Source organism: Helicobacter sp. MIT 11-5569 (assembly GCF_000765695.2).
Classification (GTDB): domain Bacteria; phylum Campylobacterota; class Campylobacteria; order Campylobacterales; family Helicobacteraceae; genus Helicobacter_D.
The window spans coordinates 23884-36685 of record NZ_JRPB02000013.1; the positions used below are offsets into that span (position 1 = coordinate 23884).

The 12802-nt window shown below is 34.3% G+C and carries 15 protein-coding genes and 1 pseudogene; 2 read left to right on the forward strand and 14 right to left on the reverse strand.

Annotated elements, in window-relative coordinates; all coding sequences use genetic code 11:
- The 13 genes and pseudogenes from LS70_RS08900 to LS70_RS10340 all read right to left on the reverse strand — a co-directional run bounded on the left by LS70_RS08900 (position 1) and on the right by LS70_RS10340 (position 10757).
- Positions 1-414, reverse strand: a complete 414-nt coding sequence (locus tag LS70_RS08900) for a hypothetical protein (RefSeq protein WP_034290928.1) — start codon at positions 412-414, stop codon at positions 1-3.
- A gap of 37 nt (positions 415-451) precedes the next feature.
- Complete coding sequence (locus LS70_RS08905) at positions 452-1573, reverse strand: hypothetical protein (protein WP_052083438.1); 1122 nt, start codon at positions 1571-1573, stop codon at positions 452-454.
- An 8-nt stretch (positions 1574-1581) separates the two neighbouring features.
- Positions 1582-3136 (reverse strand): annotated as a pseudogene (locus tag LS70_RS08910) (MBOAT family O-acyltransferase).
- A gap of 9 nt (positions 3137-3145) precedes the next feature.
- Positions 3146-3991, reverse strand: coding sequence for a flagellar motor switch protein FliY (gene fliY, locus LS70_RS08915; RefSeq protein ID WP_034291273.1), 846 nt, complete (start codon positions 3989-3991; stop codon positions 3146-3148).
- Positions 3992-3993: 2 nt separating this feature from the next.
- Positions 3994-5052, reverse strand: coding sequence for a flagellar motor switch protein FliM (gene fliM / locus LS70_RS08920; RefSeq protein ID WP_034291274.1), 1059 nt, complete (start codon positions 5050-5052; stop codon positions 3994-3996).
- Positions 5045-5749, reverse strand: a complete 705-nt coding sequence (locus LS70_RS08925; protein WP_034291277.1) for an RNA polymerase sigma factor FliA — start codon at positions 5747-5749, stop codon at positions 5045-5047. Before LS70_RS08925 ends, fliM begins: the two co-directional genes overlap by 8 nt.
- Positions 5733-6119, reverse strand: a complete 387-nt coding sequence (locus LS70_RS08930) for a hypothetical protein (RefSeq protein ID WP_034291279.1) — start codon at positions 6117-6119, stop codon at positions 5733-5735. Before LS70_RS08930 ends, LS70_RS08925 begins: the two co-directional genes overlap by 17 nt.
- 18 nt (positions 6120-6137) lie before the next feature.
- Positions 6138-6995: a P-loop NTPase gene (locus tag LS70_RS08935; RefSeq protein WP_034291281.1), complete on the reverse strand. Its 858-nt coding sequence runs from the start codon at positions 6993-6995 to the stop codon at positions 6138-6140.
- A gap of 1 nt (position 6996) precedes the next feature.
- Entirely contained in the window at positions 6997-8400 is a 1404-nt protein-coding gene (gene flhF / locus LS70_RS08940; protein WP_034291283.1) for a flagellar biosynthesis protein FlhF, read from the reverse strand.
- Positions 8401-8424: 24 nt separating this feature from the next.
- The gene (folK, locus tag LS70_RS08945) at positions 8425-9039 is read right to left on the reverse strand and encodes a 2-amino-4-hydroxy-6-hydroxymethyldihydropteridine diphosphokinase (RefSeq protein ID WP_162845093.1); all 615 of its coding nucleotides are present in this window, start codon (positions 9037-9039) and stop codon (positions 8425-8427) included.
- Positions 9039-10088, reverse strand: coding sequence for a M24 family metallopeptidase (locus LS70_RS08950; RefSeq protein WP_034291335.1), 1050 nt, complete (start codon positions 10086-10088; stop codon positions 9039-9041). The genes folK and LS70_RS08950 overlap by 1 nt, the downstream gene beginning before the upstream one ends.
- Before the next feature lie 31 nt (positions 10089-10119).
- On the reverse strand, positions 10120-10632 hold the full coding sequence (aroQ, locus tag LS70_RS08955) for a type II 3-dehydroquinate dehydratase (protein ID WP_034291337.1): 513 nt from the start codon (positions 10630-10632) through the stop codon (positions 10120-10122).
- Positions 10629-10757, reverse strand: a complete 129-nt coding sequence (locus LS70_RS10340; RefSeq protein ID WP_268902950.1) for a hypothetical protein — start codon at positions 10755-10757, stop codon at positions 10629-10631. Before LS70_RS10340 ends, aroQ begins: the two co-directional genes overlap by 4 nt.
- Positions 10758-10782: 25 nt before the next feature.
- On the opposite strand from LS70_RS10340, the gene LS70_RS08960 reads away from it, so the two are divergent.
- Positions 10783-11229 (forward strand): hypothetical protein, encoded by a 447-nt coding sequence (locus LS70_RS08960; RefSeq protein ID WP_034291339.1) that lies wholly within the window; start codon positions 10783-10785, stop codon positions 11227-11229.
- Positions 11222-11800, forward strand: coding sequence for a 16S rRNA (guanine(966)-N(2))-methyltransferase RsmD (gene rsmD, locus LS70_RS08965; RefSeq protein ID WP_052083466.1), 579 nt, complete (start codon positions 11222-11224; stop codon positions 11798-11800). The genes LS70_RS08960 and rsmD overlap by 8 nt, the downstream gene beginning before the upstream one ends.
- A gap of 251 nt (positions 11801-12051) precedes the next feature.
- On the opposite strand, the gene LS70_RS08970 is transcribed toward rsmD, so the two are convergent.
- A complete protein-coding gene (locus LS70_RS08970) occupies positions 12052-12345 on the reverse strand; it encodes a hypothetical protein (RefSeq protein ID WP_138109428.1) in 294 nt (97 codons plus the stop codon).
- Between the last annotated feature and the right edge of the window lie 457 nt (positions 12346-12802).

Here is a 12802-nt window from a genome sequence, read left to right on the forward strand (position 1 = left end):
TTATTCCTTTATATAGATCACTTTTTTTAAAAGAGCATTATTTGTGTATTTTGCCCACAAAATATCAAGAGCAAAAATCTCACCACTTCCAAGCCTAGCAAAAGGAAATCTTGCGTAGTAGGCTTTTTTTTCTTTTGCTAATGCTTTGCGAAAATACGCTTTGATTTGAATACCTTCAATTTTGCTTAAATTTTTAGAATCTTTAGCGATAGTTACGCTGATATTTGGATTAAGTTCTGCAAGTTTAATATGTTTAGAATCCGCACTGCTTTTTATTAGCAGAGATTCTACCATAAAGGCATAATAGCAACTTGCACTATAAACACCTATTGCAGCCAAATCTTGCTCACAATCAATAACACTTAAAGTTAATAAATGCGAATTTGCAAGGAATTTTTTAATTTTTTCATCCATGTGCGAAATTTTAGCCAAAAAGGCTTGCAAAAAAAAGTTATTTATTTTGTGCTTTTGCAGCCTTTAGCATATCAAAAAGCGGTGTAGCGTCATATTGTATGATTTTTTGCTCCATCAATCTTAAATAAGGCACGATATTTTGAGCATTTAAAATAAACGCATTTTGCGCAATTGCATCAAGGTGAAAGGAGTTTAGATTATGGTAGTAATGGTATAAATCATTATAATTTGCGATATTATCTGCATAATCTAAATGGTCAAATCCATAAAATTTAATATTATCAAATTGCTCACAATAAGGTATCAGCCAAGACATAATTTGCGCCCAAGCATAAAAATTTTGTGGTGGCGCCAATCTGTAACTTAGACGCGAATAAGTTGGAATAATAATATGAAATTGTGTTTGTGGATTGTCTTGAACAAAACGAATAAAATGTGCGTTAATGTGATTTGCAATAGGGCTTATATCAAAGGTTTGATTGATAGGTTGGAATGGTGGTAATGCGTCAATTTGAGACAAAGCATTAACAATATCTTTAATTCTAGGGTCATTGTGGTATTGAATCCAATTTTGAAAACCCCCAAAAAGTTTAAAAGTTTCTGGTGAATTTTCCAAAGAAGTTAAGCGATGAATATCTGTATATTCCCCAACGCACTCTTTTTTATGGGAGAAAGTAAGGGCACAAAGTAAAAACTCTGCATTAAAATATGTTTTAAAATCATTAAATGGATTATCATCATACAAATAGCTAAATTTTGTTGTATCTAACTCTAAAGTGCTTAATAACATTAATCCGTCTATAGTATAAAGGATAGATTTTGGTTTTTTATGGCGGAATAAATAATCTAAAATAACAGCTCTTTCATTAAATCTTGAACCATTTAAAGAAATATTTATCCAATTATCTCCTAACTTTTCTGTGGCTTCAGTAGAGGAAGTTCCCATAAACATAGAGCTACCTAAAATAAAAGAATCAAACTCATAATGGTCAATAATACCCCTATCTTGCATTCTCATATCATTAAAAAATGTAGTTTCTCTAAAGTAAGGTTTGTGATAAATTTGAAATGGGTCATAAATGTATAGCAAGATTCCAAGTGGAATTAAAACAAATAGTGGAATCACAAAGACTAAAAGCAAATATTTTTTATAAGACATATAAATTCCTAGAAATTAAAATAAATAAATTCCACATAAGGAGTAACTGCAAGAGAAACCAAAGCAGCATAAAATAAGATTCCTGTAAATATTGCTTGTTTTAGGTTTGGCTTAAAGGAATCAAGCTTTTGCATCGAGTTTGAAAAGCCTAAAACAAGCACAAAAGCAAGAATAAGAAGTCCTAATGCTCTATCATTTGCATTTATTGCGTGTAATAACTCACCTATCTTATAAGCTTTCTGCGGCAACTCAACCCACACAATCCCAAACATTCCTTGCAACAAATGCAATGCTCCTTGTAAATTCTCTGCTCTAAAAAATACCCAAGTAATGTTGATAAAGTTAAAAGTAACAATCCAACATAAAACTTTATAAAAACGGCTTTGCAAAAATGCACTTTTTTGTAAATTTAGAGATTCTAAAAGCATTCCATAAACCCTATGCAAACACATTGCTAGCCCATGTAATGTTCCCCAAATAATAAATCCAAATCCAGCCCCATGCCAAACTCCACTTAAAAATGCAACAACAAAAAGATTCCTAAGCGTTAGAAGTTTAGAACCCATATTTCCCCCTAAAGGAATATAAAGATAATCTTTTAAAAATCTTCCTAAAGTGATATGCCATTTTCTCCAAAACTCTGTAATATTTAATGCTTTATAAGGAGAGTTAAAGTTAATCGGTAAAAAGATTCCAAAGAGTAATCCAAGTCCTATTGCCATATCACAATACCCGCTAAAATCAAAATACAACTGAAAAGTATAAGAAAGTGAGGTTGCCCAAGATTCTGCGATATTTAAAAACTCTCCTTTTTCTACAATGCTAAATCCATTATTCGCCCATTGTGCAAAACTATCTGCAATCAAAGCTTTTTTGAAAAAACCCATAGAAAAAATAAACACACCCTTAGCAATCCTATCCCATTGCACAAAAGAGTTTTCAAAGAGTGTTTTAAACTGCGGCATCATTTCTTTATGATGCACAATAGGACCTGCAATAAGCTGTGGAAAAAAGCTAACAAACAAGCAATAATCCAAAAAATCAATCTTAAAATAGCTCGCAGAATCGTAATTTTCTTCTAAATCTTTAACATCAATTCTTTTATAACAATCCACCAAAAAAGCAATTTGTTGAAAAGTAAAAAACGAAATCGCAAGAGGTAATAAAATATGCGGTAAAGGGATATTGAAGTTAAGAGTTAAAAGATTAGCAATGAGATTGAAATTTTCTAAAAAGAAATCTGTGTATTTAAAGATTCCAAGTAATGCGAGATTAAAAAAGATTCCACCACAAAGATAAAGCTTAGCTTTTAGGGAATTATGCCCCCCCCCCCACATTAGTAGCAGAATTCCTTAAAATTAGCGTTGCGATTCCATAATTTACCAAAATAGAAAGCAATAAAAGCCCAAGATATTTTACTTCCCAAAATGCGTAAAAAAATAAACTTCCAAATACTAAGAAAAGCTTAGCTAAAAAGTTTTTCTCAAAAAATCTTAAGCCATAAAAACCTAGCAGCATAATCGGCAAAAAGCCAAAGATAAAAACATAAGAACTAAAAATCATAATTTATCTTTATAATAATTGGTCGATTCTATCTTTTTTCGGAGCAATTTCTGTGATTTGGATTCCAAAGTTTCCATCGACAATCACAACTTCACCCTTTGCGATGACTTTATCATCGACAAGCACTTCTAAAGGGTCATTTGCAAGTTGATTAAGCTCCACAACACTACCAATATCCATAGCAATCACATCTTTAAGTAGCATTTTTTTCTGTCCAATTCTAACCTTAACTTGCAAGCGCACATCTAAAAGCATTGCCATATTTTTCATTTCAGCATTATTAAGCTCTACTTTAGCTAAACCATTATTGCCTGCATTTTGGGTATCTGTTGAGGCTGGGCTTTCTGCCACACTTGGATTAAAGTGATTTTCAAATGCACTAGAAAATGCAAAATACAAATAATCCTGCACAGAACCGATGTTAAAAGAAAAAGTATAGAATCCACTATAATTTCCAAGCCCCAAATCTCCATCAGGGATAAAGTTGATATTACTTAGCGTGAAACTAAGTTTTGGGAGTTCTTTTTGCCCGCCAAGAGAAGTAGAAATAGCCCCAAAAATATTAGACGCAATTTCTTTTGTCGCATCTAAATCATCTGCACTCATTGTATCTTGGCTCTCCCCTTCCCCACCTAACATCATATCAGCAAGTGTAGTTGCGACTTTAGGGGAGATAAAAAGCGCTAAGCTTACACCATCATCAGTATTAATATCAATCTTAGCCATCGGGGGCTTGATAGAATCATTTTTGCCATCTTGTGCTTCTATATGGCTAACTTCTGGTGCTTGTCCCAACAAACCTTCAATAGTAGCAGTTGTTTCTTGAATAATTAGTTTTAAAAAGTCATTTAGCATTTTTACTCCTCTTCAAGCTCATTTGCTCTAGATTTGCGCTGCACTTCAAGCATTTCTAGGATTTCTTTGACTTGGTCTTTTTCTGTTTTAATCATTTCTTTCACTTCAATCGTTTTACGATAACGATGCAACCCTATTCCTGCTAAAAACTTCTCTCTACCATCTACATTAACAATAACTGTATCATCAGCAGGGCGGTCTAATCGCACAATATCGCCAACTTCTAAATCCAAAATCTCATGCATAGAAAGTTTTGTCTCTCCAAGAACAGCAGCAACATTAACTTTTGCCCCTCCTAAAAGTGCTTGAAGCTCTTTATTTCTTGATTTTTTTGCACTTGTTTCACTAAGCATAATATCGCGACTTGCAAGGCGCGAAAGCACAGATTCTAGCGAGATAACCGGATAGCATAAGTTCATCATACCGCTACTATGCCCGATGATAATCTCCATAACAACCATTATAACAATTTCATTTTGTGCAACAATTTGCACAACATTTGGGCTTGATTCTTTAACATCAACAGTTGGAAAAATCTCTGTAATAGGACCCCAAGCCTCTTTAAGATTCTGCATCATTTGGCGCAAGATTGTATCTAATAGGTTTAGTTCAATATCGCTAAATTCACGCGTAGATTCATAAGGGTCTCCCTTGCCCCCTAAAAGTCTATCAATCATTGGAAAGGCAATACTAGGGTTAATCTCCAAAACACCTGTTCCATCTAAAGGCTTCATAGAAAAAACATTAAAACTTGTGGGACTTGGCAAACTCATCAAAAATTCCCCGTAAGTCATTTGATCCACGCTGTGAAGCTGAATCTCAACAATGGAGCGCATAATTGCAGAAATTTGGCTTGATAAACTTCTTGCCATTTTGTCATGGATTCCACGAAATGCGCGGAGTTGTTCCTTGCTAACACGATTTGGACGCTTAAAATCATAAAGTGTAATTTGTCGTTGTTGAACGACTGCGGGTTTTTCTGCTACTTCTTGCTCCCCACCCTCATCATCGACAACTTCTAAGAGCGCATCAATTTCTTCTTGTGATAATATATCAGCCATTTAACCCCCTTTCTTCAAGGTATTGTCGCACCTTTCTAATCACTGCCCTATGGAGTTGAGAAACTCTAGCTTCTGTAACTTCTAAAATTTCACTAATCTCCTTAAAACTCAACTCTTCATAATAATAAAGTTGCACAACAAGCTGTTCATTATGTGTAGCGTGTTCTAAAATGTTTGTGATAACTTCAATAAGCTCTTCTTTTTGCACACTTTCTAATGCATCTTCATGATTTGTTCCAAAATGTTCATCAAGTGGCATAACATTATAAATTTCACTTGCGATTCTTGCTTCTTTAATCTTCTCTTCACTTTCTCCTAGCAAATCACTTAAATACGCATCACTAGGTTCTTCTTGATAATCATTATAATATTGCGCAATCGCCTTATCAATGCGTTTAATTAAAGAGCGCATATTACGTGAGAGAGGGTCTAAAGAGCGTAAATAATCTAACATCGCCCCTTGCACACGCGGTCTTGCATATCCCCAAAAAGAATCATTCAAACTGCTATCATATTTGCGCGCAAGCTTGATTAATTCTTCTGTGCCAATGGAAATTAAATCTGCAAAATCTACACTTGCAGGCAATCTTTCTTTTAAGCGATAAGCCATAGCCTTAAGTGCAGGAAGATAATCTAGGGCTAAGGAATCTTGATGGTGTTTAAGAGCATTTTGATAGCCATTAGAAGTCATCGCCATAAGTTTCACTCTCTACTTTGTTTGGTTTTGCGCGCAAATCCTCTTCTTCCTCTTCACGCATTGTTTTTTCCATAGTGCGCAAGAATCCACGAATTTTGTTTGTTGCTTTTTCACGCTTATCAAACTCATCAATATACTCTTCTAAAAGTGCGTTGTAAGTATTTTTTGCACTCACATTCTCATTGGTATTAATAAAGCGCACAAATAACGATACGCTAACAAGAGTAATAAGATAGAATCCTATTGTGGAAATAAGCGTTCCAGCGACAATCATCGCAGGGTCGTCAAATTTTAAAAAGGATAATAAAAGTCCAATAAAAAATCCATTAACAATCGCAAAACTTAAGAAATTATCCATTTTTAAAGGCATTTTGTTTCCTTACACTTCCTAAAAATGACCAAGAATCTTTTTTAGAAACTTTCCAAATCTTTTATCTTCTTGCACTAGCACATTCCGTTCCATTTTTTTAGCTAAAGACCTAGCAATCTCTTCAATCTCCAAAGAAGGGGCTGCGTTTGGCTCTTCTTTAACAAAGATTCCACGATTTTTGCTGTAATAATTAATCAAAGTTGTTTTAGTAAGTTTTCCTACGTATTCTAGCTTAATATTGCTAATATTACTTTGAGCAATTTTCTGCACTTTTTGAAAAATCATTTGCGCTTCTTCATCATTTTTTGCCATATTAATTAACATAAAAATACGTTCTTTGTAATTTGCTGCAAGCTTAATTGTCGCATATGCATCAGTGATTGCAGCAGGGTCTGGAATCGTAATTACAATAGCTTCATCGCTATTTTTCAAAAAAGTTTGTGTGTATTCTCCAATACCAGCTCCTGTATCAATAATAACAAAATCAAGACTATCTAAAAGTGCAGAATCTTCAATCAACGTTTCAAACATAAACTCACTTTTATAGCGAAAAATATCTGTGCCAGAATCTCCAGGAATAAGATACAATCCATGCTCAATTGGCACAATAATATCTCTTAAGCTTGCTTGATTCTTTAGCACATGCAAGAGATTTTTTTCACAGCGCACACCAAACATAATGTCTAAATTTGCAAGCCCAATATCTGCATCAAAGATTCCAACTTTAAAACCAAGCTGCCAGAGTTTATAAGCCAGATTTGCCCCAAATGTAGATTTTCCAACACCACCTTTACCGCTTGTTATGGTGATAAATTTAGTATTAGAGGTTTTGGGAGTTTCTAGGAGCAATTCTAATTCTGCTGCTTGATTTTTCATTTTATGCCTTAACTAACCCATCTAGCAAGCAATCAATTAAAAAATCGCTTGTTGCGACACTTAAATCATTTGGCACTTCTTGCCCAACAGAGAAGTAGCTAACAGGCTTTTTGGTTTCATAGATTAAAGAGAAAATATTTCCATAACTATGCGTTTCATCAAGTTTTGTGAAAACTAATGTATCAATGCCAAGTGTAGAAAATGTATGGTAAATATCTTTTAAATCCTCGTATTTTGTTGTCGCACTCATCACTAAGCTCACATCAATTTTTGCGTTTGGGTCAGCATTAACAAAGCTTTTTAGGGATTCCAACTTCGCTCTATCGTGCTGTGAGCTTCCCACCGTGTCAATTAAAATATAATCGCAATATTTCAAAGAATCTAGCGCATTGACAAATTCTTCTGTATCCACCACCGTATCAATGCTCAATTTCATTTTTTTGGCATAAAACATTAATTGATCCACCGCACCGATTCTGTAAGTATCAAGGGTTATGATTCCAACTTTATAATTTTTATTTAAAAGTCTTGAATAACGCGCAGCCAGTTTCGCTAAAGTCGTGGTTTTACCCACACCTGTTGGACCAACAAGCATCATAATATTCTTAGCATTACTGCTTAGATTCTCCGCTCTTGCAACAACCATTTTGCGCAAAACTTCTCTAAAATATCGCTTAATAAGCACAGAATTTTCACGCATTTTAATCGGCATAAGCTCTAAAGTAAGCTGCATAATTTTTTCCAAATGCTCTTTTGCGATTCCGCTTGCTTTTGTGATTCTATAAATCTCTGCAAACTCGTGTGGGATAATAAGCCCATCACGCTTTGGTCCGCGCTCTTCCCAAAACATATTTTGGATTAATTTAAGCCTATCGTTTAATCTATCAATTTCACCACGGATTAAACGCAAATCATCAGGCTGCGATTCCTTTTTTTTCTGTGGGGAAGAATCCTTGTCTTCCTTTTTGGACTCTATTTGTTTAGGCGGTGTAGTCGGTGTTGTTTCTTTTTGAGCAGAATCTTTTGGCGTCCCATAGGGAGATTTTGCAGGAGTTTTTGGAGCAACTCCGGCAATCTGTGAGATTTGGCGCACCGCGTCAGAAAGCTGCAAGGAAACATCTTCAGGAAGTGGAGGCATACTTTGTGCAATGCGTTTGCGTTCAATTTCTTTTTGCGCAATAAGTTCTAGGCGTTCGGCAATATTATTTGTTTTTGGTTTTAAATCATCTTGTTGTTGTTTAGTTTTGGCTTCTTTTAAATCTTCTTCGCTAATTGCCACAGAGACTTCATAATTACCATCACTTAACTTTTTTTGTGCAATAATAGAAAATTCGTCTCCAAGCTCTTTTTTTGCTTCTGCTAGAGCTTGTGCTCCTGTTTCTGCCGTAAAGGTAAATAATTTCATAGCATTCTCCAAACTTCCCAAACTTTAATTGCTATTTGCGCCAAATAATGGAATCTTAACACTTTGACGCTCATTCCACGCACAATGTGGAATCTCCAAATTACCCAATGTTATCCACTTATTCTTAAAAGCAATAATATCTAAGTCCAAAGTGCGCGGAGCATTTTTAAAAGGGCGTTTGCGCGCTCTACCAAAATGACGCTCCAAATATGCGCAAAAACTCCAAAAATCCGCAATCCCTAGCTTGGTTTTCAACCAAATAACCCCATTATAAAAATCTGGCTGCTGTAGATAGCCAAAGGCTGGATTTTTTAGAATCGGTGAAGTGGCAATTATAACATTTTTACAAGAGAGTCTTTTTAAAAGTTTCCAAAAACGCACCAAAGATTCACCACAATTTGCCCCTATCCCTAAAATCACATAATTTTTTAATCTAGGATATGCTTTAAAAAAACGATAAGGATTTAGCTTGCGCACTTGTGTAAAACGCGGTGTTTTAGAAAGCATAAATTTAGGATTGTGTTTTAAAAAGTTTTTTGTAGGTGTAAATTGGATTAAATTTTCGCTAAGTTCTTTAATCTTATAGGTTTTTACACCATAACAATGCCTGCTAGAAAAGTGTTGTTTTGGGGTAACCATCAGGAAGTTTCTCCAATAATACGCGCTCCATTAGCTTCCAAAACAACCAAATCTTCAATGCGCACACCATAGTAATTTGGAATATAGATTCCAGGCTCGATAGAAAACACCATTCCTTCTTGCAAAACAATTTTAGAGCGTTGCGAAATATTTGGAAGCTCGTGAATATCAAGCCCAATTCCATGCCCGGTAGAATGCACAAAATACTTTCCAAATCCTTCTTTTTCAATCACATTGCGCGCCAAAGCATCAACTTCACTTGCTAGCATACCCGGCTTTGCTCCTTTTATTGCACTCTCTTGAGCTTTTAAAACAATATCATAGATTTTTTGCAGCTTAGAATCTGTAAAATTTTGTTGCTTTTTAAAAGAGATTCCATTTTTGCCAAAAAACCCTGTGCGCGTCATATCAGAACAATAACGTTTATATTTTAATCCCGCATCAAAAAGTAGCAAATCTCCTACATGGAGCTTATCATTACTTGGGAGTGCGTGGGGTTTTGCTGCATTTGCATTGATTCCAACAATGGGATTAAAACTTAAATCAAACGCTCCCTTGTGGCTCAAAAAATCTTTTGATTTGTAATGCAAAAAGGATTCTGTGGAGCTTTTGCCTTTTTTACTAAGGAATTTTGCAAATTTCTTAAATGCTTTGAAGTTTAATTGTTGGGAATGCTCTAAAAGCGCAATTTCATCAGCTGTTTTTATCATACGCTTTTGTTGATGAAAATTTGGCTTTTGAATAAAATTGATTTTAATGCCATTTTTCAAGCGTTCAAAGAAAAATGCGGAAAGCTCTTGTGGGTTATAAATTAGAGTAGATTTCTCATGTTTTTTCAAAATTGCGCGCGCAGAACGGATTAAGTCGCGTGTTATAACAAGAGAAATTGCATATTTATTATGCTTTAGATTCTCTTTTGCTTCAGTCTCATAGCGTCCATCGGTGATAAAATATCCCACATCACCAAATGCGATAAACAAGGCATTATCGCAACTATAGCCCGTTTCATAATAGAGAGCATTCTCATCTTTTATAATAAAGTTTTCCATAACACCCTCCTTAAAATTATTCTTAACAATATTATTCTTGCGGTTGTGTCGTTTGTTGTTGCATTTGTGCTTTAGCAGCAGCCTGCTTTCTTGCTTCTTTAACAGCATTTAACTCGCCAACAATTTGTGCAAGCCCATTTAGTGCTAAATGATAACCCAATGGTCCAAATCCAGCAATTACACCTGCGCAAACTGCTGCTGTTAAGCTCTCTTGACGGAATTTTTCTCTTGCGTGAATGTTGCTAATATGCACCTCAATAGTAGGAATATTTACTGCAGCAATTGCATCACGGATTGCCACAGAAGTATGAGAATATGCCGCCGGGTTGATAATGATTCCGTCATATTCTCCAAAGCATTCTTGGATTTTATCGACAATTTCTCCTTCAAAATTACTTTGAAAAAAACTAACCTCCACACCTAAAGTTTGCGCGTGTTTTTGAATATTTTCGTGAATCGTTTCTAGTTTTACTGGTCCATAGATTCGCGGATCTCGAACTCCTAACATATTTAAATTTGGTCCTTGTATTACCATAACTTTCATAACGTTGCTCCTATTGTTTTAAAAATTTTTAAATTATAGCAAAAAGATTCTAAAATATGGAATCTTAGGGCAAAAGCTAACAAAAAAATCAAAAAATACACAGAGAATCCGCTATAATTTCTCATTAATGCTCATTTAAAAGGATAGGAAATGAAAATTGCGCTAATTTGTGATTCTTTGCTGTTAGATAGAAGTTTAGAAATGTATTTAAAAGAGTATTTAACAAGCTATAAACTTTGTGATTTTGTCGTAGCAACACAACATGTAGAATCCCAAAAACCAATATTTTTAATCGGAGATATGGAAGGCGCGCATTTAAAGATTCCTTTTACAAAAGAATTATTGCTTAAAGAATTAGAATCTTTTTATCATGCATTAAAAGGCAGTGAAGCTGATATTGAAGTGATAGCACCAAAAAGCACAGAAAGAGAGATTGAAGAGATTAAAGTGCGCAATCACACAAGCGCAAATATTACACAGCCTTTGGATTCCATACTATCAAATGATTTAAATGCAAAAATTGAAGCAATTTTAAGACGCTACGCAAAAGAAGTTGAAGAAACAATTTTAGAGCATTTAAAGGAAAATCGTGGCTAAGATTCCAACTTTAAAAATTATTGGTGGGATTTATAAAGGCAGAAATTTACAAATGGCTCCCCTTGAAATTACACGCTCTTCTAAAGCGATTTTAAAAGAATCTCTTTTTAACACTCTAAGCGCGGAGATTGTGGGGGTAAATTTTGTGGAATTTTTTGCTGGGAGTGGAAGTATTGGAATCGAAGCATTAAGCCGCGGTGCAAAGTTTGCTTTATTTTTTGAACAAAACAAAAAATCTTATGAAGTTTTAGAATCTAATCTTACGCAAATTTGCCAAAACAAAGCGCAATACCAACTCATTTTTGGCGATACGTTTAAGCACTATAAAACTGCGCTAAAAAATATTCAATCCCCTTGTATTGGTTATATTGACCCGCCTTTTGATGTGCGCGAAAATATGGAAGATATTTATATAAAAAGCTTTGTAATGGTGCAGGATTTAGAACCCAAAATCTTTAAATTTGTGATTTTAGAACACCATTCTACACTTGCGATTCCAGAGAGAATCGGCGCATTTGAACACATAAAAACTAGGGCTTTTGGCAAAAGTAGCCTAAGCTATTTTGGATAAAATTTTTTACTTAGGGTTTGCTCAATTAATTAAAAGAGTAAGCAAAAAGTGTGCTTTAGTATTTTGTCCTTTTATACAATAAGAATATTATTTAACTTTATCCATAATATCTAAAAACTCTTTTATTTTTTACAATTTAGCAAAAATATAAAACAAAATTAATGCTATTACTACGCCAACTATAAGACATAAATTGTCCTTACCCTTACATTTTATAAGAACTTCTAAGATATTCCCTATAAGACTTTCTATCACCAATGCCAACCATTATTGCCATTTAAAGGATGTCTTTGATTGTGTGCTCCCCAAGCAGTGTATCTGATTCCCCACATCACTCCCTGTCTAATTCTCCAGCCAACAATCGGAGCAATCCTATTTTCTTGCACCCCTCCCACAACCTTTTTCATCTCATCATCTGATAAGACTTTAACTCCTAAAGAGTTTTCATTCATTTTACCATTAGTTGCAAGAGCAATTAAATCTGTTGCATATGCACTACTAACAAGTGCCAAACTTAGAAATAAAGTTGCTAATAACTTTTTCATTTAGGTAACTCCTCAATACTAAATTATGATTGAAAAACTATATATAAAGATTAGTCTTAAGCTTCATTAAACATAGAAATTATAAAATTTAAAAAAGTCTTTTGTATAGAATCGTTACATAAGAATATCAAACTTTGTGTTCCTTTTTGTAAAAATATGAAATTTCATTCCAACTTTGCTAGCAAAAAGGATTCCAAAAATTGCTTTTATCAAAAAAGTTAAAATTTATTTTTCTTTTAAGATTCCACAAACTATAATAAAATCCTAAACTTTCATTCAAAAAGGGAAAAATGAAAAAGCTAATTTTAGGATTCTTATTTAGCTTAGGAATCTCAAGCACACTTTTTGCAGAAGTAGATTAATTGCTCTTGCAACTAATGGTAAAGTGAATGAAAACTCTTTAGGGGTTAAAGCATTATCAGATGATGAGATGAAAAAGGTTGTGGGAGGGGCGCGT